This is a genomic window from Marichromatium sp. PS1, from assembly GCF_041155115.1.
Taxonomy (GTDB): Bacteria; Pseudomonadota; Gammaproteobacteria; order Chromatiales; family Chromatiaceae; genus Marichromatium; species Marichromatium gracile.
In genome coordinates, this window is record NZ_BAAFHB010000005.1 from 92,224 (window position 1) to 118,842 (window position 26,619).

The window sequence follows — 26,619 nt, forward strand, 5'->3', positions numbered from 1 at the left end:
CCAGCCATGGACGCGCCGGACGCGCCCAAGAAACCGGACAGCCCGCCCACGCCGGCGGCGTCGCAACCGCTGCCGTTCGGACTCGAGGACGAGATCGACCTGATCGAGTATCTGGTCACGATCTTTCGCAACAAGCACTGGATCATGCTCTTCGCCATCCTCTGTGCCACCGCCGCCTACGGCATGGCCAAGACCATGCCGGACCGCTACGAGGCATCGGTCCAGCTCGCCCTGCGCCAGCCGGACGACCCCGGCGGCATCTCGCCGGACAACAGACGCGCGCCGGAGGCGCTGACCCTGATGGAGCACAGCTTCGTGCTGCGCACCGCCAACGAGAACTACCGCCACATCGTGATGGCGAAGATGCGCAGCCGGACCTTCGGCATCGACTTCATCCAGCACCACGACCTCCTGCCACACCTGTTCGCCGAGCACTGGGACGACGAGCATCAGCAATGGATCGAGGGTTTCACGCCCGATATCGACCTGGCCTTCAAGATCTTCAGCGAGCAGGTCCGCAGCCTCGCCCACAACCCCGAGAACGATCTCCTGCGCCTCTACATCCGCTGGCACGACCCCAGGATCGCCGCCGAGTGGGCGAACGACTATGTGCAGGCCTTCAACGATTACATGCGCGAACAGGCCATCGCCGAGAGCCGGCGCAAGCGGGCCTTTCTGCTGGAGCAGTTGAAGGACACCCGGGTCGTCGAGGTCGAGAAATCCCTCTACCGCATGATCGAGGCGGAGACCGCTCTCGAGGTGCTCGCCCGAGCACGCGACAACTATGTGCTGCAGGTGCTGGACGCCGCGGTGCCGCCCGATCACAAATTCAGCCCATCGGTCAAGCGCCTGGCCTTGCTCGGCCTGTTCGGCGGGTTCGGTCTGGGGATCGCCGTCGCGATCGGCAGCGTGCTGGTACGCAAGATTCGCAAGGCGATGGCGGCGTACCGGGCGAAATCCACGGATGGCTGACAATGGCCTTCGCCACCCGGCGGACCCGCGACCGAATCCTGTCGAGCCCCCGCCCCCTTCGCGTCGCGTTCATCCAATGCCCTGACCTTCTCGCCTTCAAAAGGTCTCTGCAAGACCATACCTTGCGCATACACGCATAGCTGTAACGGTATGGAATACCTCGCCCAGCAAAGGGCGGCGGTTGCCCACAGTCATTCGCCAGGGAAGCGCGCTCATGAGAATCCCGCCCCGTGTCCTGCGCAAGACACTCTCGGCACTGACGGTACGCGGCGTCGGACTGAGCCTGCAGATCGCCATGAGCGTGGTCATCGCCCGCCTGCTGGGCGCCGAGGGCATGGGACTCTACACCCTCTACGTCACCTGGCTGGTGCTCTTCGCCGACGCCATCAGCATCGGCATGCCCGTCTACGCCATGCGCACGGTCGCAGCACTCGGGGCACGCGGACAGGGGGCCTCGGCCGATGCCTTCGTGCGCCGCGCCCTGGCACTCGTCATGCTCGGCGGCGCGGCGGCGATGTTGCTCCCCTGGTTCGGGGCGCGTCCCATGGCCGAGCTCGTCGCCGGGGATGTGGATCTGGCCCCGGCCCTGCGGATCGCCGCCGTGGGCGCGCTGGCCTTCGTCGGTCTGCGCATCCTCGCCGAAACGCTCAAGGCGGCCGGGGCGGTGCAGCGCGGTCTCTTCGCCGAGGCGGCGACCATCCCGCTGGTGCTGCTGGCGGCCTTGCCGGCGCTGGTTCTCCTCGACAGGCTGCAAGACCAGAGCCTGCTGTGGCTGCACGCGGCATCCGTCGGCTGCGCCTTTCTGGTGGCCGCCGCACTGTGGCGAGGGGTCAGCCGCCGGCTCGGCGGCGAGGGCGGGAGAGCGCCGCCGGTCATCAGCCCGGCGCTCTGGCCACTGTGGGGGGGCACGCTACTCAATGTCGCCTATGTCAATCTGCCCATCCTGGTGCTGCCGCATTTCGCCAGCGTCGAGGAGCTGGGACAGTTCGGCGTCGCCTTTCGGCTCATCAACCTGACCACCGTCATCCTGGTCACCCTGGCGGCCATCCTCGGCCCGCAGTTCGCCGCGGCCTACGAGCTGAAGGATTCGGCCCGGCTGCGCCTGCTGCTGAAACGCAGCCAGCAGTTCTCGCTGCTGCTGTTCCTGCCGCCCCTGCTCGCCTTCACCCTGCTCGCCGAGCCCCTCCTCGGCATCTTCGGCGCGGAGTTCCGCGACGCCAGGCCGCTGCTCTGGATCATGACCGCCGGTCAGCTGGTCAACGCGGCGACCGGGCTGGTGGGCTATCTGCTGAACATGATGCACCGGGAGCGCACGGAGCTTCGCATCCTGCTCGGGACCGGGGTGGCCATGTCCGTCGGCATGATCCTCGGCGGCACCATCGCCGGCGTGCTGGGGGTGACCCTGGCCTACAGCGCCGGCCTCATGCTCAAGAATCTGCTCTCGTTCGGCTTTTCACTCCGCTCGCTGCGCCAGCTCGATGCAGCCGACTCAGCTCAGAGACCATGATGATGACGACACCCAAGCCGCTCGATTTCTGCATCATCGGCGCCCAGAAATCGGGCACCACCTCGCTCTTCCGCTATCTGGAGAAACATCCGCGTCTCTATCTGCCCCCGGACAAGGAGCTGCCCTTCTTCAGCCGCGACGACCTCTACGCGGCCGGTTGGCCCGCGCTCGTGGCGCAGTATTTCCAGGAGGCCGACAGCGACCGGCTCTGGGGCACGGCCAGCCCGCAGTACATGACCGATCCGCGCGTGCCCGGGCGCATCGCCGCGGCGAACCCGGACATCCGCCTCATCGCCATCCTGCGCAACCCCATCGATCGCGCCTTTTCGCACTTCACCATGTCGCTGCGCCGCGGCATGGAGTCGCGGGACTTCGCACAGGCCACCGAGGCGCTGCTGCAACCCGACGCCCTGGCGCGCGACCGCGAGGCCATCCCGCCGGACTATGCCGAGGGCTACAGCCAGGCCAACGAGGAGGTCACCCGCTATTATTTCGTGTGGAGCGAATACGCGCGCGCGCTCGATCGCTTCCTGCAGCACTTCCCCAAGGACCAGCTCCTGGTGCTCTACATGGAAGACATGCAACAGGCGCCACAGGAGGCCGTGGACGCCGTCCTGACCTTCCTCGGCCTGCCCGCCGACTTCCAGCCGCCGAACCTCGGGAAGGTCTATCACAAGGGCGGCGGGCGACTGCTGATCCCGGCCGAATGGCGCGAATGGCTCAAGCGCAACACGCTGTTCCGGGCGGTCTGGGACCGGGTCCCGCCGCGCACCCGGGGGATCATCGACTACTGGTACGACCAGCTCAACGTGCGTCCCGACAAACCCGCCGCGGCGACCGGCCCCACGCCGCAGACGCGCCGCCGTCTGGCCGAGCACTTCGCCGAGGACGTACGCCGCATCGAGACGCTCGTCGGCAGGCCCGCGCCCTGGAGGGATTTCGCACGATGAGCGCGCCCCGGCACGAGGACCCGGCCATGCCCCAGACCCCGTCCAGCCGCGTGACCCTGGTGCTCGGTATCCCCATCGACGACCTGACCCCCGACCAGGCCGTGCGGCGGACGCTGGAGCTGGCCGACGCCTACCGCGCCGATGGCCGTCCGCGCCAGATCGTGACGGTGAACGTCGACTTCCTGACCAATGCACTCGGCTGGACCCCATGGTCGTCCCCACGACACCCGGAGCTGCTGGAGATCCTGCGCCGCGCCGACCTGGTCACCGCCGACGGCATGCCGGTGGTCTGGCTCGCCAGGCTGCTCGGCACGCCGATCGAACGACGGGTGACCGGGGCCGACCTGGCCCCGGCGCTGGCGAGCGCCATGGCGCAAAGCGGCCATCGGCTGTATCTGCTCGGTGGTCGCGGGGACATCGGTCGGCAGGCGGCCGACCGGCTGGTCGAGCTGAACCCGGGCCTGCGGATCGCCGGCGTCCACGCGCCCTTCGTCCACACCGAGGGCGAGGCCATGCTGGCGTCCGAGGAGCAGGATGCGGACACGGTGGCCCGCATCAACGCGGCCGAGCCCGACGTGCTGCTCATCGCCTTCGGCAACCCCAAGCAGGAGATCTGGTTCCAGCGCAACCGTCATCGGCTCAAGGTCGGGGTCGGCATCGGCATCGGCGGGACCTTCGAGTTCATCGTCGGGCGGGTCTCACGGGCGCCGGTCTGGATGCAGCGCACCGGCCTTGAGTGGATCTACCGCATCGCCCAGGACCCGAAACGACTGTGGAGGCGTTATGCCGTCGGACTCGCCAAGCTGGCGGTCATGGGTCTCCCGCTGGTGTTGCACGACCGCTTCGAGCACTGGCGCTTCCGCCGCCGTCTCCAGCATCGACCAGGCGTCATCGCCCAGACCGCCGCGCCGGATGCGAGCGCCAACCCACCGGAGGACGGGGCGCGGCGTCTGATACTCCCCGAGATCGTGGACGCCGACTGGGTCCGATCGCAGCAATCGATGCCCGATCAGGACGCAACCGATACCCTGGTCGTCGATTTCAGCGCCACCCGCTTCCTCGACTCGATCGCACTCGGATACCTGGCGCGGATCTGGAAGACGCGGCAGAACACCCGGCGTCGCGTGCGCGCCGAGGGGCTGGAGCACACGCCGGTCGCGAGCCTGCTCAAGATGACGCGCACCTGGGACCTCTTCACCGAACGCCATGACGGGTCGCCGCCCGCCCCCCAAGGCGCCGCCCGCGCGCGGGGCGCCGTGCTGCTCGAACCGGAGCACCCGATCGACGGGATCGGCGTCGCCCGCCTGAGCGGTCGGCTGGACGCCGATCGCGCCGCCCGGCTCGACCTCGACGCCCTCGGCGCCGAGCTGGACGGGACGGACCTGCTACTCGACCTGAGCGACCTGCAGTTCATCGACAGCACCGGACTCGGGCTGCTGTTCAAGCTGCAGCGTCGTTTCGCCAGCCAGGGCAGACGCCTGGCCCTCTGCGGGATGCAACCGCCCGTGCGCCAGCTGATGGAGATCACCCGGCTCACGACCCTGTTCCTGCACGCCCGGACCCGCCGGGAAGCGCTCGCGATGCTCGCCCAACCCGAGACGGACGCGATGCGATGAGCCGCCCGGACGACATCCACGCCGCCGCCAGTGCGCTGGACCGCGCGATCCGGGCGCTGTACCGGGTCGGCTACCGGCTCATGCTGGGGCTCGACTTCGTGCGCAGACCCCGGACCCATGGCGCCTATGTCGCCGTTTGGCACGACGAGCGGCTGCTGCTGATCCGCAACAGCTACAAGGGGATCCATACGCTGCCCGCGGGCGGCATCAAGCGCGGCGAGCGCGCCGTCGAGGCGGCGAGGCGCGAGCTGTGCGAAGAGGTCGGCATCGCTGTGCCGATCGACGCCCTGCGCGAGTCGTTCCAGACGCTGAGCCTGACCGAGTACAAGCGAGACCATATCCGGGTCTTCGATCTGCGCCTGGACAGCCCATCGCCCCTCCGCCTGGACGGACGCGAGGTGATCTGGGCCGGGTTTCGCACCCCCGAGGAGGCCCTCCGGCTACCGCTTCACGCCCCGGTCGCGGCCTATCTGCGGGCAACCCTGAGTCAGGACCGCGAGGACTGAGCCGATGAAGATACTGGTCGTCGACGACGAGGCCTGGATGCGACGCACGCTGAGCGTCATGCTGCAGAAATGGGGACACGAGGTCATCGAGGCCGCCGACGGAGAGGAGGCCTGGACACGGCTCCAGCACGAGCCCATCGGCATGGCGATCTGCGACTGGGTGATGCCGCGTCTGAACGGGCTGGAACTCTGTCACCGGCTCAGGGCGGCCGGCTTTTCGCACTATGTCTATCTCATCCTGCTCACGGGCAAGGATCAGACCGAGGACATCTATACCGCCTTCGACGCCGGGGCGGACGACTTCATCAACAAGCCGGTCAATGCCAAGGAGCTGCAGGTCCGCATCAAGGCAGGCGAGCGCGTCCTGCAACTGGAGCAGGCGCTCAAGACGAAGAACGCCGAGCTCAGTCGGGTCAACGAGGCGCTGCAGGCCAGCCAGGCCCACGTCCAGCGTGACCTGGATGCCGCGGCCGCCGTACAGCGCAGCCTGCTGCCCGCCTCCAGCGAGACCGGCCTGCCGCTGCGCCTGGCCTGGGCCATGGCGCCGGCCGAGCAACTGGCCGGGGACATCTTCAATTTCTTCAGACTCGACGAGCGCCATCTCGCCCTCTATCTGATCGACGTCTCCGGTCACGGGGTACCGGCGGCGATGTTCTCGGTCCACCTGACGCAGCTGCTCTCCCCGCACCCGGGCACCAGCGGCAAGGCGCAGCTCCAGCCGCCGACCGATTCTCACCCCGCCATGACCGTCTCCTCGGGGTTCGCAACGGCCAAGGCCATCGCGCCCCAGGAAACCCTCACCGACCCGGTCGCCGTCGTCACCCGGCTCAACCAGGGCTTCCAGGTCCATGATCGGAATATGATCTACTGCACCATGGTCTATGCCGTCATCGACACCCACACCGGCAAGGGGTCGCTGTGCCAGGCCGGACACCCCTACCCCCTGCTCTACCGGCGCGAAGGCCGCGTCGAGACCCTGGGTAGAGGCGGACTCCCCGTCGGGCTCATCGCCGATGCGGATTACGAGGCCGTCGATTTCCAGCTCCTGCCCGGCGACCGGCTCCTGCTCTACTCCGACGGCGTCACCGAGTGCTTCGCCCCGGACCGCTCGCCATTCGGACTCGAACGGCTGGCAGAGACGCTGCGGCTCGCCCGGGGCGCCAGCCTGGACGAGGCCATCGACCAGATTCAGGAGGCACTCGAGCGCTGGAGACGACCGGCGAATGGAGAGAGCCCGACACTCGCCGACGACATCTCCATGCTGGCCGCCGAGCTGGATGCGCCCCAATCATCGAGGTGAACGACGTGAGATATTGGCTCGAGCAAGAAGACGACCGCGGCGACCTGCTCCAGCTTCAGGTCAAGCAACTGACCGCCGCATCGGCACCCCAGGCCTTCGAGGAGGTCCGCCAGCGGATGCACGCCGCCCGCCCCCTGGTGATGGACATGCGCCAGCTCGACTTCATCGACAGCTCCGCGATCGGCGAACTCGTCCTGCTCGGGCGCCAGTTCAGGACGCGCGCGGCCGCGTTCGTCATCAGCGGCCTCAGTCCGCCGCTCATGGCGCTGGTCGAGATGATGCGGCTGAATCAAGTCATGGACTTCAGCCCCGACGTGGACGGGGCCTTCGCCAAGATGGCGGCAGACACAACCGAAGCGGATTCGCGTCATGGCCGATAGCGCAAAGACACTCTTCGTGCGGATCGATAGCCGGCTGGAGATGACCTCTCTCGTCGGCACCTGTATCCGCGCACTCTGTCTGGACGCCGGGCTCGACGAGATGGCCGCCTACCAGGTCCAGACCTGCACCATCGAGGCGGTGAACAACGCCATCATCCATGCCTACGGACGCCAATCGGGCCACAGCGTCGAGATCCGCTGGACGCTCGATGACGCGGGCCTGAGCATCCAGGTCGGCGACCACGGCAAGGCCATGGCCGAGATGCCCCCGGAGATCGCGCCCGACCCGCTGGCCGAGAGCGGACGCGGCTGGTGGATCATGCGCCAATGGATGGACAGCGTCGACTACGAGACGGATGGTACCGGCAACAGGGTCATACTGAGAAAGCTCCTCGCCTGAGCCCGCCGTCGGCACGACGCCACTGCCGACAACACCAAAGATGCCGCCGATGACGGAGCCCGCCCTGACCGGTCGCACCCCAGGGGTGCGCTGAATGTGCGTACCAGGAGATCACCATGCGATCGATCGGCACCCTCGCCTTACCCTCGCCCGAGCCCTTGGCCGCACATCCACGCGTCGCGGCGCACTGCACCGCCGCGATCGTCTCGGCCCGCGCGGGCATGGATCCGGATGAGACGGGCAGGCGCTTGCTCGCAACCGTCGACGTCGAAGGCGTCACACTCGCGCGGGACACGGACCGGGACGATATCCGCGCCCTCGGCATCGAGTCTCTCGAGGACCTGGCGGGAGACGCACCTTGAGCTTTCGCCTCAAGACCATCCTCGGCATCGCGCTCATCGAGACCATTCTGCTCGGCATCCTCATCGTCAGTGGACTGGGCTTCCTGCGCTCGTCCAACGAGGCCCAGCTCGCCCAACGCGCCTTCACCCTGACGCAGTTCTTCGCGGCGACCATCAAGGATGCCGTCATCAGCACCGATCTGGCGACCATCGATTCCGCACTGCAAGAGATCCTCGACACCCCGGAAGTGGTCTACGTACGGGTATACGGCCAGGGCATGGTGCTTGCCGAAGGCGGGGCGCAGAGCGCATTGGAGCACGCCGCCCCCGACCACCACCAACTGCGGGACGATGACCCGGTGTTCGATGCCAGGGCGGAGATTCGGGTCGGCACGCAGCCGATCGGACAGGTCGAGATGGGCTTCTCGACCGAACATATCCACGCGGTCCTGGCGAGCGCGCAACGCTGGTCCAGCACCATCGCCGTGATCGAGGTGGTCCTGGTCGCGATCTTCTCCTTCGTCCTGGGGACCATCCTGACGCGTCGACTCCAGCGGCTCCACGACGGCGCGGAGGAGGTGACCCGCCGCGGCCCCGGCGTCCAGATCCCGGTGCAAGGGCACGATGAGGTCGCCCGCCTGACCCGATCGTTCAACCGCATGTCCGCACGATTGGCGGAGACCTACGAGCAACTCAGCGCGGCGCTCCAGGACTCGCGCGAACTGGCCCGTGCCACGACGCAGGGCGAGGCGAAGAACGCGGCGACGCTTGCCGCCTCGCTCGACGCCATCGTCACCGTCGATGCCGATGGGCGCATCATCGAATTCAACGGCAACGCCGAGCACATCTTCGGCTATGCCGCACGCGAGGCGATCGGCGCCTCGATGTCGGAGCTGCTCATCCCGCCGGCCTACCGCACCGCACATGAACGGGGCATGGAGCGCTATCTCGCCAGCGGCGTCGGCCGGGTGATCAACCGCCGGATCGAACTCAGCGCGCTGCACAAGGACGGCCACACCTTTCCGGTCGAGCTCAACATCGCGCCCATCGAGACCGAGGACGACCTGATCTTCACCTCCTTCATCCGCGACATCACCGATCGACAGCGCGTCGAGCAGGAACTCAAGCTCGCCGCCCAGGCGCTGGAGGCCGACGAGGCGATCTTCATCACCAACCGGGACGGCGAGATCCTGCGCATCAACGAGGCCTTCACCCGCATCACCGGCTACTCGGAAGCCGAGGTCCTGGGGCGCAACCCGCGCATCCTCTCCTCCGGGCGGCATGACCGCGCCTTCTATCAGGCGATGTGGGCAAGCATCGCGCAGCGCGGCGGCTGGCGCGGCGAGCTCTACAACAGGCGCAAGGACGGAAGCATCTACCCGGAGTCGCTCAGCATCACCGCGGTCAAGGACGCCGCGGGCGCGACGACCAACTATGTCGCGCACTTCGTCGACATCACCGAACGCAAGCGCAATGAGGAGTCACTCAAGAGTGCACGGCGGCAGGCCGAGGCTGCCAGCGAGGCGAAGAGCCGCTTTCTGGCCACCATGAGCCATGAGATCCGTACCCCGCTGAATTCCATCATCAACATGAACAACCTGCTGCTGGAGTCCGATCTGGACGCCGAGCAGCGCCAGTTCGCAACGGCTGCGGTCAACGGCGGACAGCTCCTGCTCGCGCTGCTGAACAACGTCCTGGACTTCTCCAAGATCGAGGCGGGCAAGCTGACCCTCGAGCGCCAATGGTTCCGTGCCATCGATATCGTCAACACCGTTGCCTCACTGTTCAGCGCGGAGGCCCAGAGCAAGGGCATCGAGGTCGTCGTGGTTGCCGCGTCGGGGATACCGTCCGAATACCTCGGAGACATCCTGAGAACCAAGCAGGTTCTCACCAACCTGGTCGGCAACGCCATCAAGTTCACGGACTCGGGCGGCATCAGGATCGGGCTGGATTATCGACGCTCGACCGACGACTCTCGGGGGACGCTGCTGCTGGAGGTCGAGGACACCGGCATCGGCATCTCCGAGGCGCAGCAGCGCACCCTGTTCGAAGAGTTCGTGCAGGCCGACAACAGCCCGACCCGGCGCTATCAGGGAAGCGGCCTGGGCCTGACGATCAGCCTGCGGCTGGTCGAGCTGATGGGCGGCCACCTCGAGTGCCGGAGCCGCGAGGGCGAGGGCGCGCGCTTCATCGCCGCATTCCCCGTCTCCGGACGCGGTGCCCACGACGCCGATCTCACCGAGATCCTTGGCCATCTGCGTCACCGCAAGGTTTACGTCTTCTCGGCAAATCCCGTGCTGCTCAAGGGGATCGTCGAGCAGCTCGAGCGCTACGGCATCGCCAGCCAACCCGTCGATCGGGCACCCGACCTCGAGGCAGCGCTACAGCAGCTCGATCCCGGGGCACTGCCCCTGGTGCTCCTGGACACGCCTTCGGGAGCGGCCCAGGCCACCGACGTCGACTACGTGAAGCAGCTCCCGAGCAGATACCCGCTGCTGCGCTTCGTCCGCCTCGCCCCCATGGGCGAGGTCGGGGCCATCGATGTCTCGAAACGTCTGGGCTTCCGCTCCGTCGTCCGCAAGCCCGCCCGCCTCTACAGCCTCCTTGCCTATCTGGCCGAGGCCCTGGGTGTCGTGGCGGCCGCGACCCTTCCCTCCACAGAGGCGGTGCCGCGACCCAGACACCCTGATCCGCAGGGGATGCGACCGGCACGTATCCTTCTGGTCGAAGACAGCCCGAGCAACGTCGCGGTCGCAACAGCGATCCTGCAGAAGTCGAAGCATGAGGTCGTAGTCGCCTGGAGCGGGGAGGAGGCGATCGAGTGTGCCGAGGAGTCGAGGTTCGATCTCATCCTCATGGACATCTCGATGCCACTGATGGACGGACTCGAGGCAACGCGCCGGATTCGCGCAGGGGGCTCGCCGAACCGCGAGACCACGATCATCGCCATGACCGCCAACGCCTTCGCCGAGGACAGGGAACGCTGTTTCAGCGCGGGGATGAACGACTTCATCTCCAAGCCGATCGACATCGGCAATCTGCGCCGAATGATCGCCAAATGGTTGTCCCTGCAGCCTGCCAAGAGGCTACCCTCACCGCCCGAGGGTCCCGATGCTTTGCCCGCCGACCAGGGCCCGGAGGCAGCCTTCCCCGATCTCGATCCACGCATCCTCGATCAGCTCGCGGACAATACCGCCCCGGAGCTGGTGCCCGAACTCATCGGCATGTTCCTGGAAGAGAGCACCGAGCGTGTTGCGACCCTGATCGACCAGCAGACCAGCGAGGATAGCGGCCGAATACAAACCGAGGCGCATAGTCTGAAGAGCGGCGCGGGCAGCTTTGGCGCACTGCGACTCCAACGACTGGCGCAGGAAATCGAAAGGGCCGCCAAGGAGAAGGATCGCGAGGCGCTCGCATCCAGCCTGCTCGAGCTGCCGAACGTCGCCGAGACAAGCTTCCAGCTGCTGCGCCAGGCATGCGAGCAATGGCGCACAAAATCCCCCGCTGTTCGGGGCGGGGAGACATAGCGCCGGGATAGACATCACCTTGCAGAGCAGAGCTTCATCGCCTCACCGACAACCACGGTGACAGGTATCTTTCATCGTCGAGACGTAACGGCCGTCTCTTGCGATCGGCGCCTTCCATCGGCATTTCTTACTGATGGAGCGCGGCCCCGGGATGCCAATCCGACGGGATGGCGTCCTGGCCCGAAGACAGCGAAGCGCTGTTCATCTGGAACGGATCATCGGAACGTGCGGACATCAGGATGAGAGACAGAACCCACCCCACCCCGAAGCGCCTCGCCCGGTCCGCGCGGCCCAGGAGCACGAACAGCCGTCGCTATCTCGCCTGGATCGTGCTGCTGGCGGCGCTGCTGCCGGTCCTGCTGGCCTGGCAGGGGCTGATCGAGCAGCGCCAGCTGATCGCCGACCGGCAGTTCGATCTGCTTAGCCAAGAGATCCGCGAGGCGATCGACGAGCGTCTGCACGACCACGAGCAGATCCTGCTCGGCGGCGCCGGACTCTTCGACGCCAGCGAGACGGTCTCTCGCCAGGAATGGCATACCTATGTGGAGCGCCTGCGCCTGACGGAGAACTATCCCGGCATCCTCGGCGTCGGCTACAGCCAGCTCGTCCGAGCCGACCAGTTGGCCGCCCATGTCGCCGCCGTGCGCGCCGAGGGGTTTCCGGACTATCGGCTCAAACCGCCCGGCGAGCGTGCGCTCTATACCGCCATCGTCTATCTGGAGCCCTTCTCCGGGCGCAACCTGGCGGCCTTCGGCTACGACATGTTCTCGCAGGAGATCCGCCGCGCGGCCATGCAGGCGGCCGTCGACACCGACGCCACCACCATCTCGGGCAAGGTCCGGCTGGTGCAGGAGACCCACGGCAGGGAACAGGCCGGATTCCTCATGTACGTCCCCATCTATCGGCCCGGTCTGCCCCTCGACACGGCGGCGGAGCGCTGGGCGGCGCTGCGGGGTTTCGTCTACAGCCCCTATCGGGTCGACGACCTCATGGCCGGGATCCTCGGCAAGCGCAGCCTGGCGATCGACTTCAGGATCTACGATGGCGAGGGCACCGATCCGGACGCCCTCATGTACGACTCCGCCGAGCAGCACGACCCGAACCCGAACCCGAGCCACACCGGCCTGCAGCGGATTCAGGCCTACGGCCGCACCTGGACCCTGAACCTCTACAGCCGGCCGGGCTTTGCCGCCGAGACCGACCTGGCGACCATCTGGCTGGTGCTGGGACTGGGTATCGGCATCAGTCTGGCCCTGTTCGCCGTGACCCGGCTGCTGCTGGACCGTCGCGCTCAGGCGCTGGCGCTGGCCGAGGAGATGACGGCGCGGCGCCAGGAGTCCGAGGAGCGCTTCCGCTCGGTCTTCCTGCACCTGGGCCAGGGTGTGGTCATCCACGACGCCGAGGGCCGCATCCTGGATGCCAATCCAGCCGCCCAGCGCATCCTCGGCGCCACCCTGGAGCAGATGCGCGAGCTCACCTCGATCGACTCGCTCTGGCAGGTCGTTCGCGAGGACGGACGCGCCTTTTCCACCTCCGATTACCCGGTCATCCAGGCCCTGCGGCTCGGCGCACCCGTCACCGGCGTGGTGATGGGGATCCGTCACGCCCGCGCCACCCCCTGGCGCTGGGTCCAGGTCGACGCCTACCCCAGGCAGGACGCCTCCGGCGCCGGGGTGTACCAGGTCTATGCGGTCTTCACCGACATCACCGCGCGCAGGCAGGCGGAGTTCGCGCTCAGGGACCAGTCGCAGCACACCCAGGCCATCCTCGACAATGTGATCGACGGCATCGTCACCGCCGGTCCCGACGGCACGGTGATCTCCTTCAACCCGGCCGCCGAGCGCATCTTCGGCTATACCGCCGCCGAGGTGGTGGGCGGCAACCTCAGCATGTTGATGCCGGAACCCTATCGCAGCGGCCACGACGGCTACATGAGCCACCACCTGCGCACCGGTGACAAAAGGGTCATCGGCGTCACCCGCGAGCTCAAGGGACGGCGCCAGGACGGCACTGTCTTCCCCATGGAACTGGCGGTCTCGCGCATCGAACGCAGCGGTCGGCCCTTCTTCATCGGCATGATCCGCGACATCACCGAGCGCAAGCAGCTCGAGCGCATGAAGAGCGAGCTGATCTCGACCGTCAGTCACGAGCTGCGCACGCCCGTCACCTCCATCCGCGGCGCGCTCGGGCTGGTGGTCGGTCGCTACGCCGAGACCCTGCCCGAGAAGGCTCGCACCATGCTCGAGATGGCCGAGCGCAACAGCGCGCGCCTGACCCTGCTCATCGACGACATCCTCGATCTCGAGAAGATCGCCTCCGGGCGCATGCACTTCGATCTCCACCCCACCGATCTCGCTGCCCTCGCCCGCCAGGCACTGGAGGCCAACGAGGGCTACGCCCGCCAGCTCCAGGTGCAGCTCTCGGGTCGTGTGGAGCTCGAGCGCGCCCCGGTGCTGGCGGACGACAATCGCATGCTGCAGGTCTTCGCCAACCTCATCTCCAATGCGGTCAAATACTCGCCTCAAGGCGGGGAGGTCCAGATCGGGCTGCGGCGTCACGCACAAGGATTCCGCGCCCTGGTCGAGGACCAGGGCCCAGGCATTCCCGAGTCCTTCAAGGATCACATCTTCCAACGCTTCGCCCAGGCCGACAGCTCCGATAGCCGCGAAAAGGGCGGAACCGGCCTGGGGCTCTCGATCACCAAAGCGATCCTGGAGCGACACCATGGATGCATCGGCTATACCTCTCGGGCAGGCGGGGGCACGACCTTCTACTTCGATCTGCCCGAATGGAGCGAAGACCGCGCGGATAGCCCCGCACCGACAAACGAGGACGATCCGAATCCCAGGAGCACGCCATGACACTGCACATCCTGCATATCGAGGACGAGTCCGATATCCGGCAGATCGCCGAGTTCGCGCTGGAGGAGGATTTTCGGCTGACCCAGTGCGCATCCGGGGACGAGGCGCTGAGCCGCGCGCCCGAACTCGCGCCGGACCTCATCCTGCTCGACGTCATGATGCCGGGCATGGACGGTCCGACCACGCTCCAACGGCTGCGCCAGCTGCCCCATCTGGCCCAAACCCCGGTCATCTTCATGACCGCCAAGGTCCAACCGAAAGAGTGCGAGCAGCTCGCAGCGACAGGGGCGCTCGGAGTGATCTCCAAGCCTTTCGACCCCATGCGCCTGGGCGATGAGATTCGCGCCCTCCTGGGGCACTCGGCTGCCTGACCCCATCTCTTAGCCATCATGGAGGCGCTCATGTCGACATCTCAGACGAGCCGTGGCGAGAGACTGCGCCGAATGCGGGAGCGCTTCCTCGCGGAGCTTCCGGAACGAATCGATGAACTGGAGCGCGGCTGGTCGCATGTGCTTGAGACAGCAGGCCGCCCGGCCGCCCTGGAGGCATTTCACCGGCCGGTGCACAGCCTGGCCGGAACCGCGGGGACATTCGGGCAGCCCGGGCTCGGCGACCAGGCCAGGGAGATCGAGGACGTGCTCGAGCGCCTCGACCAGAGCGAAGAAGAATCCGTCCGGTTGGAGCTGTTCGAGCGCATCGGTGCCCGCCTCAAGGCCTTGAGACGGTATGCGTTGCAGATCCCGGAGGCCCTCGAGACCGCCGCAGCGGTCGAGCCGGCACGCCTCGAACCGATCCCGGCGGAGACCAGGGGGGAGGCCCCCTCCTGTCTGCTGCTGATCGAAGAGGATCGGGCGAGTGCCGAAGACCTGGTGGAGCAACTTGGCTACTACGGCTGGGATGTCATCTGGTGCGAGTCATTAGCACGGGCTCGAGCGGTGTTGGAGACGCAGCGGATTCGGGCGATCGTCTCGGATTGCTCGCCCCTTCCCGAAGGGGGGGTATCGGCAACCCCATCCAGCACCTCGCCAAACCGGACCGGCACCGAGCCTCCACTCATCATGGTGTCCAGTCACTGGAACTGGGACAGCCGCCTGGCCGCGGTGCGCAGCGGCGCCGATGCCTGTCTGTCCAAACCGATCGACGTCCATAGTCTGGCCGACCTGCTCGACAAGCTGACCTGCACGCACGCCTCCGACCCCTACCGTGTGCTGATCCTCGACGACTCGGTGCCACTGGGAGACTACTACGTGGCGGTGCTCAGAGACGCGGGCATGCTGGCATACGCGATCAGCGAGCCGAGCGCATTGCTCGACAGCATCGCCACATTCGAGCCCGAGCTGATCCTGCTGGATCTCTACATGCCCGACTGCAATGGCATCGAGGCCGCACGCGTCGTACGGCAGGAGGAGCGCCATGCCGGCATCCCCATCGTCTTTCTGTCCGGCGAATCCGATCGCCAGCAGCAACTGTCCGCGATGGGGACGGGTGCCGACGACTTCCTCACCAAGCCCATCCCGGACGTCGATCTGGTGAGGGCGGTCGAGCTGCGTGTCTCACGCTTCCGCTCGCTCACCGCGCTCATCCGTCAGGACAGTCTGACGGGACTGCTGAACCGCATCGCTTTCGACCTGCATCTCGAGACCGAGGTCGCCCGCTCGAGCAGAAGCGACGCTCCACTTGTGCTCGCCATACTCGACATCGATCATTTCAAACAGGTCAACGACACCTATGGTCATCCCGTTGGCGACCGGGTCATCAGAAGTCTGGCGCAGATGTTGCGCAAACGTCTGCGACGCCACGACGTCATCGGCCGCTATGGCGGCGAGGAATTCTCGGTGCTGATGCCCGACACCACGATCGCCGCGGCCGAGAAGGTCATGAACGCCCTGCGCGAGCAATTCGCCCTGCTGCGTCTGCCCAACGCAAGCGGCCATTTTCAGTGCACCTTCAGTGCCGGACTCGCCGAGCTTGACGACCATTATTCCAGCATCGCATTGACCTCAACCGCCGACGCGGCGCTCTACCAGGCCAAGCGACTCGGGCGCAATCGCGTCGTATGCGCCAACGCAGACAGCGGATCAGCGACACCGCCTTGAATGCACGAGGTCTGGAATCGATTGCCCCGAGTCACCTCAGGGCTCAGCGAGGCGACGCTGTTCATCACAGCGCCCACCGAGCGGCATGCGCCGGTGTCACCGAACATCTATCGCAGACCCTCGCATCCGGTCTTTGACATCGAGACTCCCTGACACGCGCCTGGGATCTGATCGGTCTGCGCAGGACCTCCGCCAACTCACCCATTCTGTTCGCTCAATGGCTGGCAGGGATCAGGATCCGAGGTGTCGCGGCCACGACCCGAGCGATGCCCTCCCAGTCGATGTCGACAGGCACATCGCCGCACTTCCAGCCGTCACACTGACTAGTTTGATGCTTGGCCCCTGAAGCGAGCGACCACGCAGTAGAGGGGCTCAACGCGATGGAGATCGAGAGCACTGGCCGCTGTCATGATCGGAAAGGAATGACCGCTGAAACACCAGGCAGACTGCAAAAGGGATGGCGCATGAATCCACTCGAATCCGACCAGCTACGGGATGAACTGCGTCAAGACGCAGCATTGCAGCACCTCATGGCACGAATGCCGCCGAAGATACAGACGAGCTTCTCCGAGGAGCAGCTCTCCTATCTCAAGTTGGCGCTTGTCGACCGCAAATGGGGCAATCACTCGGTCGATTGGCGCGGCACCCTGAAGTTCATCCACTATCGCTATTACTTCGTCCTGCTATTGGGCCGCAACCGTCGCGAGCTGTCGCGAGGCGAACGTCAGATCGGGCTGTTTTTACAGACGGCTCTTCTCGCCATCTTTCTGATCTTCAGCGTCTTAATGGGACTGCTGGCGCTCTATCTCGCCAAGTCGGCGGCAGGGATCGATCTCATTCCGGGCTTTTCCCTTGGGATTTGGGACTGGTTCAAGTCATAGCTTGACCCGGGATGCCTCCACGGTGAGACACCCGGAGCGACGATCAACGCATGGAGCGCGCGATGCAGAAGAGCCCGCAGCGGACACACAGGCCGCGGCTCAAGGAGCAGGCGGTCAAGCGGGTGCGGTCGGGACGTACAGGAGAGACGCTATCGGGAATGACGCACACGACTCCGCGACCCATGATTGAGGCCAGGATTCACGATTGCTTGGGGAGTAAGAACAGGTGCGCCGCCCCACGGACGGGGGCGGCTCGTTGCACGCTGTACGGAAGATGGTGGCTACGCCCTGACTCGAACAGGGGACCCTCGCATTATGAGTGCGATGCTCTAACCAACTGAGCTACGTAGCCTCAAGAGAACGAGAATGTTACGGACCCCGGCCTCTGCTGTCAACCCCTTTTTCAGACGTTGAAGCGGAAGTGGACGATGTCGCCGTCCTTGACCACGTACTCCTTACCCTCGGAACGGAGCTTGCCCGCCTCCTTGGCGCCCTGCTCACCCTTGCAGGCGACGAAGTCGTCGTAGGCGATCACCTCGGCGCGGATGAAGCCGCGCTCGAAGTCGGTGTGGATCACCCCGGCGGCCTGGGGGGCCTTGGCGCCGGCGGGAATGGTCCAGGCACGGGTCTCCTTCGGGCCGGAGGTGAAATAGGTCTCGAGACCCAGCAGTTGGTAGCCGGCGCGCACCACGCGGTTGAGTCCGGGCTCGTCGAGTCCCAGCTCGGCGAGGAACTCGTCGCGCTCGGCGTCCTCCAGCTCGACCACCTCGGCCTCGATCGCGGCGCACACCGCGACCAGCTCGGCGCCCTCCTCGGCGGCCAGTCCACGCACCGCGTCGAGCAGCGGATTGTCCTCGAAACCGTCCTCGGCGACGTTGGCGATGTACATGGTCGGCTTGGCGGTGAGCAGGAAGAGGTCGCGCAGCTCCAGCTGCTCGTCCTCGTCGAGCCCCATCGCACGCACCGGTGCACCGCCGTCGAGCTGCGCGCGCACGCGCTCGAGCAGCTCCTTGCGCGCGAGCACCTTCTTGTCGCCGGTCTTGGCCATGCGCTGGGCACGATCGAGCCCACGCTCGACCGATTCGAGGTCGGCGAGCGCCAGCTCGGTGTTGATGACCTCGATGTCGCGCAGCGGATCGACGCCGCCGGCGACGTGCACCACATCGTCGTCGACGAAGCAGCGCACCACATGGGCGATGGCGTCGGTCTCGCGGATGTTGGCGAGGAACTTGTTCCCCAGCCCCTCGCCCTTGGAGGCGCCGGCCACCAGACCGGCGATGTCGACGAACTGCATGGTGGTCGGCAGCACCCGCTCGGGCTTGGTGATGCCGGCGATCACGTCGAGCCGGGGGTCGGGCAGTGGCACCACGCCGACATTGGGGTCGATGGTGCAGAAGGGATAGTTCTCGGCCGCGATCGATGCCTTGGTCAGGGCCTTGAAGAGGGTCGACTTACCGACGTTGGGCAGGCCGACGATACCGCATTTGAATCCCATGGCGAGGTCTCGCTGGAAAACCGCTCATTTTACACCACCCATCAAGGGGATTGAACCGCGATCAGCCGCCAGCCGCCAGCCGCCAGCCGCCAGCCGCCAGCCGCCAGCCGCCAGCCGCCAGCCGCCAGCCGCCAGCCGCCAGCCGCCAGCCGCCAGCCGCCAGGATTAAACCGCGAGGACGCGAAGAGCGCAAAGGCATGGGATATTCAAGACTCCGGCGCCGGCGTTGCGCTCCACTGGAAGCCGACGGCTGGCGACGGCTGGCCGACTCAGCAATCGCTGGCGTCGCGGTTGTAGCGGTCCTCGTAGCGGACGATATCGTCCTCGCCGAGATAGCTGCCGGACTGCACCTCGACCAGCTCCAACGGGATGGTGCCGGGGTTCTCGAGGCGGTGGCGAGTCCCGACGGGGATATAGGTCGACTGATTCTCGGTGAGCAGAAAGGTCTCCTCGCCGCACGTCACCCGCGCGGTGCCGGAGACGACGATCCAGTGCTCGGCGCGGTGGTGGTGCATCTGCAACGAGAGCGACTCGCCCGGCTTCACCGTCAACCGCTTGACCTGGTAGCGCGCGCCCTGGTCGATCGACTCGTAGGCCCCCCAGGGGCGGTGGACACGCTGGTGATGACGGTACTCGTTGCGTTGATCACGGCGCAGCGACTCGGTCACCGCCTTCACATCCTGGGCGTGCGCCTTGTCGGCGACCAGCACCGCGTCCGGGGTCTCGACCACGATCAGGTCGTTCACACCGATGACCGCGAGCATGCGATGCTGGGCGATCAGCAGATTGTCGGCGGCCTCGTGGACGAAGGTGTCGCCGTCGCGCACATTGCCCTCGGCATCGCGCGCGCGCACCTCCCACAACGCCGGCCAGGCACCGACGTCCGACCAACCGACGTCGAGCGGCAGCACCACCGCCGGCACCGACTCACCCTCGGCGGTGAGGCGCTCCATCACCGCATAGTCGATCGAGTCGCTCGGACAGGCGGCGAACAGCGCCGGATCGACGCGCTGGAAATCGCCGTCATCGCTCACCGCCGCGCAAGCGCGAGTCACCGCCTCGGCGATGTCGGGGCGGAAGCGCTCGATCAGCGCCAGCCAACGCGAGGCGCGGAGCACGAAGATGCCGCTGTTCCAGAGATAATCGCCGCTGGCCAGATAGGACTCGGCGGTGGCCGCATCGGGCTTCTCGACGAAGGCATCGAGCCGGTAGGCCGCCCCATCGAGGCCGTCACCGTGATAGGGTTGACCGCGACGGATATAGCCATATCCGGTCTCGGGCTTGCCGGGGACGATGCCGAAGGTGACCACGGCCCCGTCGCTGGCCAGCGCGAAGGCGTCGGAGACCGCAGCGCGGAACCCCGGCTCGTCGGCGATGGTGTGATCGGCCGGCATCACCAGCAGCACCGGATCGGCGCCCTCGACGACGGCGATGCGTGCGGCCAGGGTCAGCGCCGGGGCGGTATTGCGGCCCTCGGGCTCGAGCACGATCGCCGCGGCGCGGCGCCCCACGGCGCGGAACTGCTCGGCGACGAGGAAGCGATGTGCCTCGTTGCAGACGACGATGGGGTCGACCAGGCCCGCCCCCTGACGCGGATGCTCGCGCTCGAGCCCGTCGAGACGGCGCACCGTCTCCTGGAGCATGGTGTGCTCGCCGGTGAGCGGCAGGAACTGCTTGGGGTAGGCCTCGCGCGAGAGCGGCCAGAGCCGTGTCCCCGAGCCTCCAGACAGGATGACGGGTTGCAGAAGCATCAACGGGTACCTGTTGCTGAAGTTGAAGGACTTGGCCCGTAAGATTACACCAATCCGGGCCAGACCGGGCCAAACCGACGGACGGAGAAAGGAGGTCGCATGAGACCCGATCCGATACGACTGGGCGCGCTGCTGCGCGAGGTCGCCGGCACCGAGATCCTGCCCCGCTGGGGACGGATCGAGGCCGACACCAAGGGTGACGGCAGCCTGGTGACCAGCGCCGACCTGGCCGTGCAGCAACGCCTGACCGAAGCGCTGGCGGCGGAGTATCCGGGCATCCCGCTGCTCGGCGAGGAGATGTCGGAGGCGGCGCAGCAAGCGCGCCTGAGCGAGTCGCCCGAGGGCGTCTGGGTGCTCGACCCGATCGACGGCACCGGCAACTACGCCTGCGGCTTCCCCGGTTTCGCCATCTCCCTGGCACTCGTCCGTCACGCCCGGGTGGAACTCGGCGTGGTCCTCGACCCGGTGCGCGACGAGTGCTTCAGCGCGGTGCGCGACGCCGGGGCCAAGCTCGACGGCACCCCGATCGCGCCCTTCGCCCCCGGCCCGGCACTGGGCGACTGCATCGCCATGGTCGACTTCAAGCGCCTGCCGCCGAAGCGCGTTCCGGCGCTGCTGCGTCCCGGCGGCTTTCGCTCGCAGCGCAACCTCGGCGCGGTGGCGCTGGAGTGGTGCTGGCTCGCCTGCGGGCGCTACCAGCTCTATCTGCACGGCGGGCAGAAGCTGTGGGACTACGCCGCCGGGCGGCTGATCGCACACGAGGCCGGCGTGGCCGCGCGGCTCTACCGCCCCGGCGGCGTCAGTCCGGTCGAGACGCTCGATCTCGAGCCGCGCGTCGCCCTCGCCGCCGCCGATCGGCGATTGCTCGAACTCTGGCACGCGTTCGTCGCCCTACCCTTGATCGAGACCTGATCCCCCAACAACCGAGGTGTATCCAGGGCTGGCATCACACCTCGGCTTGCGTCAGCATTGCTGCTCGGGATCGCGTCCACCGAAGACAGGGCGCGACTCGGACCCGAGCGCGGACAGTCACGGAGTCTTTCAGCATGAGCGATCGAGACGACATGCAAGGGCTGGACATGGATCTGGCCAGCGGTATCGCCGCCTTCGAGGCGCGCCAGTTCACCAGCGCCACCAGCCTGCTCGCCCCGCTGGCCGAGGGCGGCAACCCCGAGGCCCAGTACCGGATGGCGATCATGGCGCAGAACGGGCTCGGCATGGCCGCCAACAGCGCGCTCGCCTATCGTTATATGCACGCCGCCGCCGAGGCCGGCCTGGGGCTGGCGCAGCACGGGCTGGGCTTCATGTACATGCAGGGCGAGTGCGCCGAGCAGGATCACGCCGAGGCGGCGCGCTGGTTCCGCAAGGCCGCCGACCAGGGCCTGATCGGCTCGATGACCACCCTGGCGATGCTCCACGAGGAGGGGCTCGGCGTCGACAAGGACCCGGAGGAGGCCAAGCGGCTCTATCGGCTGGCGGGCTTCGAGGAAGGCGGCTAACAGGGACTGGCGCGCACGCGCATTGCGCCTTATAATTGTTCGCTGCGTTGCCGGGGTGGCGAAATTGGTAGACGCATCAGACTCAAAATCTGACGGTGGCAACACCGTGCCGGTTCGAGTCCGGCTCCCGGTACCAGACCGATTCCGAAAAAGGCCAGACGCCCGTCTGGCCTTTTTTGCGTGAGCGCCCGCGTCGGCGCCTCATCCGTGGACAGCGCGCGAGGGACCCCGTGAGCACCACCGCCACCATCGTCACCGTCCTGCTCTATCTCCTCCACCTGTCGCTGCAGATCACGGTGCTGGTCCGGGTGCTGCTGCGCCCGCACCGTCAGCCGGCCTCGCGCGTGGCCTGGGTGGTGGTGGTGCTGGTCTTCCCGGTGGTCGGCATGCTCGCCTATCTGTTCTTCGGCGAGGTCGGTATCGGCCGCAGCCGTGTCGCACGGCTGCGCGCGGTGCTCGCGCGCCTGCCCGCCCCGCCCCCCGGACATCCGCCCGACGTACCGGAGCGCTACGCGCACCTCTTCCGATTCGGCGAGTCGATCTGCGACTATCGCGCCGTCGGCGGCAATCGTGGCCAGCTGATGGCCGACTCCGACGCCACCATCGACGCCCTGGTCGCCGACATCGACGCCGCGCGCGATCACGTCCACGTGCTCTTCTATATCTGGCTGGCCGACCGCAACGGCTGCCGGGTCGCCAGCGCGCTCTCGCGCGCCGCCGCGCGCGGCGTCACCTGCCGGGCGATGGCCGATGACCTCGGCGCGCGCGCGCTGATCCGCTCGCCGCACTGGCGCGCGATGCGCGAGGCCGGGGTGCGGCTGGCCACGGCGCTGCCCATCGGCAACCCGCTGATGCGCCCGATCAAGGGCCGCATCGACCTGCGCAACCACCGCAAGATCGTCGTCATCGACGACCGCATCACCTACTGCGGCAGCCAGAACTGCGCCGACCCCGAGTTCCGCGTCAAGCCGCGCTACGCCCCCTGGGTCGATGCGGTGATCCGCTTCGAGGGACCGATCGCGCGCTACAACCAGCACCTCTTCGCCAGCGACTGGATGAGCCATGTCGACGACCCGCTCGACGAGCTGCTCGCCCGACCGCTGCCGCAGGCCCATCCCGACGGCTTCGCCGCGCAGGTGATCGGTACCGGACCGACGGTGCGCTACTCGGCGATGCCCGAGGTGTTCGAGACGCTGATGCACACCGCGCGGCGCGAGCTGGTGATCACCACCCCCTACTATGTCCCCGACGAGTCGATGCAGGATGCGCTCTGCGCCGCCGCCTACCGCGGCGTGGCCACCACCCTGATCCTGCCGGCGCACAACGACTCTCTGATCGTCGGCGCGGCCAGCCGCAGCTATTACGCCGGACTGCTCGAGGCCGGGGTGCGGATCTTCGAGTTCGAGCCGGGGCTGCTGCACACCAAGTCGCTGACCCTCGACGGCGCGGTGGCGCTGATCGGCTCGGCCAACCTCGACCGCCGCAGCTTCGAGCTCAACTACGAGAACAACATCCTCTTCCACGACCCCACGCTCACCGCCGCGCTGCGCGCGCGCCAGCAGGACTATCTCGCCCAGTCGCGCGAGATCACCCGCGCGGCGGTCGCCGCCTGGTCGCTGCCGCGCCACCTGGTCAACAACGCCGTGGCGATGTTCGGCCCAGTGCTCTGAGGGCCGGCTCAGCGCCCGGTGTCGAGCTCGAACATCGGTCGGCTGGCCGGACCGGGCTCGTGGAGGCGGGGGCTGAGCGAGGGCAGATCGAGCGTCGGCTTGACCTTAAGCGAGAGCAGCGAGGGGTCGAGATAACGCTTCATCAGCCGTCGCGCGCCCCCGGCGTGACGCATCCCGCGCAGCGCGCGCACCTGACGCAGCGCCGCCTGGGTCGGCGCCCGACCGCCGTTGCGGACGTACTGCAACAGCACCGCCTCGGTGTAGTTGAGGGTCTCGAGATAGGTCACCCGGCTGTTGGTGCGATCGACCACACCCTCGCCGGCGTTGTAGGCCATCACCGCGCGCCCGTAATCGTTGTCGTACTTGTTGAGCAGGCGCTTGAGATGGCGGGTGCCGACACGCAGGTTGGTGCGCGCGTCGAACAGCGACTCGACCGAGCCGATGCCGTAGTCGGCGGCGGTCTCCGGCATCAGCTGCATCAACCCGACGGCGCCGGCGTGGGAGACGGCATGGGCGTTGAAGTTCGACTCGGCGGCGATCACCGCCAGCACCAGCGCCTCCTCGACCCCGCGGGCCTTGGCGATCTCGGGGACCATCGCCTCGACCTCGGCGCGGCTCGGACGCGGCACGTCCGGCGCCACCGGCAGCAGACGCTGGCCATCGGAGAGCGAACACCAACCGGCAGACGGCAGGATCAGCAACAGCACCAACAGCAACGGCATGGGTGGAACTCCCCCGAGCGGATGATCTCGGCCAAATGCATGCGGCTAGGTTAACAGAGCCCGGACACGCGGGCAGCGTCACCCATCCGGTTACAATGACCGCCTTTTGCGCCCCGACCCGACACGCCCGATGAAGCTCAGCACCCGTCGCGACCTCTTCGAGCGGCTGCGCGCCGCCAACCCCCACCCCACCACCGAGCTGATCTACGCCAGCCCCTTCGAGCTGCTGATCGCGGTGCTGCTCTCCGCCCAGGCCACCGACAAGAGCGTCAACCGCGCCACCGCCGGGCTCTTCGCCGCGGCCAACACCCCGGCGGCGATGCTCGCCCTCGGCGAACAGGGCGTGCGCGAGCACATCCGCAGCATCGGCCTGTTCAACACCAAGGCGCGCAACATCATCGCCACCTGCCAACGGCTGATCGAGCACCACGCCGGCGAGGTGCCCCGCACCCGCGCCGCCCTCGAGGCCCTGCCCGGGGTCGGGCGCAAGACCGCCAACGTCGTCCTCAACACCGCCTTCGGCGAGCCGACCATGGCCGTCGACACCCACATCTTCCGCGTCGCCAACCGCACCGGCCTCGCCCCCGGGCGCACCCCGCTCGCCGTCGAGCGCGGCCTGCTCGAACAGGTGCCAGAGCCCTACCTGCACGACGCCCACCACTGGCTGATCCTCCACGGCCGCTACACCTGCACCGCCCGCGCCCCCCGCTGCCCCACCTGCCCCATCGCCGACCTCTGCGAGTATCCGGAGAAATCGGGAGGGGTGAACCACGAAGGCGCGAAGGACGCGAAGGGGGATTGAGCGGTCAGGCGACAGCGACCAGCCTCCAGCGATCAGCCACCAGCCACCAGCCACCAGCCACCAGTGGGCGCGATCATCCGACGGCGGTGCGGATCCGCACCGTCCGTGGCCGCACGCCGTCATCGCACCTCCCCCCCCTTTGCGTACTTCGCGGCTTTGCGGTTGAAAAGCCAAGGGACGTAGGCTGGGCAAAGCGCAGCGTGCCCAGCGGAAGTCGCCAGAAGAAGCTGAAAGCTGCCAGCGACCAGCCACCAGTGGGCGCAACCACCCGACGGCGGTGCGACCCCGCACCGTCCGTGGTCGCACTCCGTCATCGCACCTCATCCCCTTTGCGCGCTTCGCGGCTTTGCGGTTGAAAAGACGTAGGCTGGGCAAAGCGCAGCGTGACCAGGAGCCGCCAGTCGTCAGCAACCAGCCACCAGTGGGCGCAACCACCCGACGGCGGTGCGGACCCGCGCCGTCCGTGGTCGCACTCCGTCATCGCACCTCATCCCCTTTGCGCGCTTCGCGCCTTTGCGGTTCAATCCTGGCGGCTGGCGGCTGGCGGCTGGCGGCTGGCGGCTGGCGGCTGGCGGCTGGCGGCTGGCGGCTGGCGGCTGGCGGCTGGCGGCTGGCGGCTGGCGGCTGGCGGCTGGCGGCTGGCGGCTGGCGGCTGGCCGACCGCTTCCCTTCACCCTCGTCCTTATGTGAAAGTTATTGGTTGGACCATAAGAGCCAGGACAGATCCCGCCATGTTCTCCAACGATCGACAGAGCTATCGCAGTGCCTTCGTGACCGCCTGGCGCAAGGCCGCCGAGGAGCAGCCGCTCGACCCCACCGAGGCGCAGATCGTCACCGTCGCGCGCAACCACCCCGAATACCATGCCCTGCTCGAGGCCGGCGACGACGCGCTCGATCGCGACTTCCTCCCCGAACACGGGGAGACCAACCCCTTCCTCCACATGGGGCTGCACATGGCGGTGCTCGATCAGTTGAGCACCGACCAGCCGCGCGGCATCCGCACGCGCTACCAGACACTGGTCGCCAGGCTCGGCGACACCCACGCCGCCGAGCATCGCATCATGGAGTGTCTGGCGCAGACGATGTGGCGGTTGCAGCGCGAACCCGGCGCCACCTTCGACGAGACGGTCTATCTCGACTGCATCGGCAGGTCGCCCAAGCCCGGCAAGTCGCGGAAATCCCGCAAGTCCCGTAAGTCCCGCTGAGTCTTCGCGCGGAGACGCGCCACCCACCCTCGATTTCCTCGAAATCCATGCGTTGAATTCGCGTTCGACGCAGCCACTCTCTTAATCCCGACCGTGAAGGTCGGATATAGCGGTCGTTCCCGGTGCGACAGGCGCCCG

Annotated in this window: 22 protein-coding genes and 2 tRNA genes; 20 read left to right on the forward strand and 4 right to left on the reverse strand. The window is 67.3% G+C overall.

Annotated elements, in window-relative coordinates:
• The first annotated feature begins 6 nt into the window (after nt 1-6).
• The 14 genes from ACAM26_RS12765 to ACAM26_RS12830 all read left to right on the forward strand — a co-directional run bounded on the left by ACAM26_RS12765 (nt 7) and on the right by ACAM26_RS12830 (nt 17,337).
• Nucleotides 7-972, forward strand: a complete 966-nt coding sequence (locus ACAM26_RS12765; protein ID WP_369613828.1) for a Wzz/FepE/Etk N-terminal domain-containing protein — start codon at nt 7-9, stop codon at nt 970-972.
• A gap of 214 nt (nt 973-1,186) precedes the next feature.
• The gene (locus ACAM26_RS12770; protein ID WP_369613829.1) at nt 1,187-2,479 is read left to right on the forward strand and encodes a lipopolysaccharide biosynthesis protein; all 1,293 of its coding nucleotides are present in this window, start codon (nt 1,187-1,189) and stop codon (nt 2,477-2,479) included.
• Nucleotides 2,479-3,429, forward strand: coding sequence for a sulfotransferase (locus tag ACAM26_RS12775; protein ID WP_369613830.1), 951 nt, complete (start codon nt 2,479-2,481; stop codon nt 3,427-3,429). The genes ACAM26_RS12770 and ACAM26_RS12775 overlap by 1 nt, the downstream gene beginning before the upstream one ends.
• A 26-nt stretch (nt 3,430-3,455) precedes the next feature.
• Nucleotides 3,456-5,045 (forward strand): WecB/TagA/CpsF family glycosyltransferase, encoded by a 1,590-nt coding sequence (locus tag ACAM26_RS12780; RefSeq protein ID WP_369613831.1) that lies wholly within the window; start codon nt 3,456-3,458, stop codon nt 5,043-5,045.
• Entirely contained in the window at nt 5,042-5,551 is a 510-nt protein-coding gene (locus tag ACAM26_RS12785; RefSeq protein ID WP_369613832.1) for an NUDIX hydrolase, read from the forward strand. The genes ACAM26_RS12780 and ACAM26_RS12785 overlap by 4 nt, the downstream gene beginning before the upstream one ends.
• Before the next feature lie 4 nt (nt 5,552-5,555).
• On the forward strand, nt 5,556-6,851 hold the full coding sequence (locus ACAM26_RS12790; protein WP_369613833.1) for a PP2C family protein-serine/threonine phosphatase: 1,296 nt from the start codon (nt 5,556-5,558) through the stop codon (nt 6,849-6,851).
• A 5-nt stretch (nt 6,852-6,856) separates the two neighbouring features.
• Entirely contained in the window at nt 6,857-7,231 is a 375-nt protein-coding gene (locus ACAM26_RS12795) for an STAS domain-containing protein (RefSeq protein WP_369613834.1), read from the forward strand.
• Nucleotides 7,221-7,631: an ATP-binding protein gene (locus ACAM26_RS12800; RefSeq protein WP_369613835.1), complete on the forward strand. Its 411-nt coding sequence runs from the start codon at nt 7,221-7,223 to the stop codon at nt 7,629-7,631. Before ACAM26_RS12795 ends, ACAM26_RS12800 begins: the two co-directional genes overlap by 11 nt.
• A 116-nt stretch (nt 7,632-7,747) precedes the next feature.
• The gene (locus tag ACAM26_RS12805) at nt 7,748-7,993 is read left to right on the forward strand and encodes a hypothetical protein (protein ID WP_369613836.1); all 246 of its coding nucleotides are present in this window, start codon (nt 7,748-7,750) and stop codon (nt 7,991-7,993) included.
• The gene (locus ACAM26_RS12810; RefSeq protein WP_369613837.1) at nt 7,990-11,499 is read left to right on the forward strand and encodes a PAS domain S-box protein; all 3,510 of its coding nucleotides are present in this window, start codon (nt 7,990-7,992) and stop codon (nt 11,497-11,499) included. The genes ACAM26_RS12805 and ACAM26_RS12810 overlap by 4 nt, the downstream gene beginning before the upstream one ends.
• Nucleotides 11,500-11,738: 239 nt before the next feature.
• Nucleotides 11,739-14,360 carry a CHASE domain-containing protein gene (locus ACAM26_RS12815; protein ID WP_369613838.1) on the forward strand — a complete coding sequence of 874 codons (2,622 nt, stop codon included), beginning with the start codon at nt 11,739-11,741 and terminating at the stop codon, nt 14,358-14,360.
• The gene (locus tag ACAM26_RS12820; protein WP_123140479.1) at nt 14,357-14,731 is read left to right on the forward strand and encodes a response regulator; all 375 of its coding nucleotides are present in this window, start codon (nt 14,357-14,359) and stop codon (nt 14,729-14,731) included. Before ACAM26_RS12815 ends, ACAM26_RS12820 begins: the two co-directional genes overlap by 4 nt.
• Before the next feature lie 72 nt (nt 14,732-14,803).
• Nucleotides 14,804-16,456 carry a diguanylate cyclase gene (locus ACAM26_RS12825; protein WP_223805998.1) on the forward strand — a complete coding sequence of 551 codons (1,653 nt, stop codon included), beginning with the start codon at nt 14,804-14,806 and terminating at the stop codon, nt 16,454-16,456.
• A gap of 464 nt (nt 16,457-16,920) precedes the next feature.
• Entirely contained in the window at nt 16,921-17,337 is a 417-nt protein-coding gene (locus tag ACAM26_RS12830) for a 3-phosphoshikimate 1-carboxyvinyltransferase (RefSeq protein WP_369613839.1), read from the forward strand.
• 275 nt (nt 17,338-17,612) lie between these two features.
• On the opposite strand, the gene ACAM26_RS12835 is transcribed toward ACAM26_RS12830, so the two are convergent.
• The 3 genes from ACAM26_RS12835 to ACAM26_RS12845 all read right to left on the reverse strand — a co-directional run bounded on the left by ACAM26_RS12835 (nt 17,613) and on the right by ACAM26_RS12845 (nt 20,583).
• Nucleotides 17,613-17,689, reverse strand: a tRNA-Met gene (locus ACAM26_RS12835).
• 51 nt (nt 17,690-17,740) lie between these two features.
• Entirely contained in the window at nt 17,741-18,832 is a 1,092-nt protein-coding gene (ychF, locus tag ACAM26_RS12840; protein WP_123140470.1) for a redox-regulated ATPase YchF, read from the reverse strand.
• A gap of 269 nt (nt 18,833-19,101) precedes the next feature.
• Nucleotides 19,102-20,583, reverse strand: coding sequence for a mannose-1-phosphate guanylyltransferase/mannose-6-phosphate isomerase (locus ACAM26_RS12845; protein WP_132230219.1), 1,482 nt, complete (start codon nt 20,581-20,583; stop codon nt 19,102-19,104).
• 99 nt (nt 20,584-20,682) lie between these two features.
• On the opposite strand from ACAM26_RS12845, the gene ACAM26_RS12850 reads away from it, so the two are divergent.
• From ACAM26_RS12850 to cls, 4 genes are all read left to right on the forward strand, one after another.
• On the forward strand, nt 20,683-21,495 hold the full coding sequence (locus ACAM26_RS12850) for an inositol monophosphatase (protein WP_369613840.1): 813 nt from the start codon (nt 20,683-20,685) through the stop codon (nt 21,493-21,495).
• A gap of 134 nt (nt 21,496-21,629) precedes the next feature.
• Nucleotides 21,630-22,082, forward strand: coding sequence for a tetratricopeptide repeat protein (locus ACAM26_RS12855; RefSeq protein ID WP_123140467.1), 453 nt, complete (start codon nt 21,630-21,632; stop codon nt 22,080-22,082).
• A gap of 49 nt (nt 22,083-22,131) precedes the next feature.
• Nucleotides 22,132-22,218, forward strand: a tRNA-Leu gene (locus ACAM26_RS12860).
• Between the two features lie 94 nt (nt 22,219-22,312).
• Complete coding sequence (cls, locus tag ACAM26_RS12865; protein WP_369613841.1) at nt 22,313-23,752, forward strand: cardiolipin synthase; 1,440 nt, start codon at nt 22,313-22,315, stop codon at nt 23,750-23,752.
• Between the two features lie 8 nt (nt 23,753-23,760).
• Here cls and ACAM26_RS12870 read toward each other — a convergent pair whose 3' ends face one another.
• Entirely contained in the window at nt 23,761-24,474 is a 714-nt protein-coding gene (locus ACAM26_RS12870; RefSeq protein WP_369613842.1) for a lytic transglycosylase domain-containing protein, read from the reverse strand.
• A 130-nt stretch (nt 24,475-24,604) separates the two neighbouring features.
• On the opposite strand from ACAM26_RS12870, the gene nth reads away from it, so the two are divergent.
• Both nth and ACAM26_RS12880 read left to right on the forward strand, forming a co-directional pair.
• Complete coding sequence (nth, locus tag ACAM26_RS12875) at nt 24,605-25,276, forward strand: endonuclease III (RefSeq protein ID WP_123140464.1); 672 nt, start codon at nt 24,605-24,607, stop codon at nt 25,274-25,276.
• A 731-nt stretch (nt 25,277-26,007) separates the two neighbouring features.
• On the forward strand, nt 26,008-26,481 hold the full coding sequence (locus ACAM26_RS12880) for a DUF1841 family protein (RefSeq protein ID WP_123141945.1): 474 nt from the start codon (nt 26,008-26,010) through the stop codon (nt 26,479-26,481).
• The last annotated feature ends 138 nt before the right edge of the window (nt 26,482-26,619 follow it).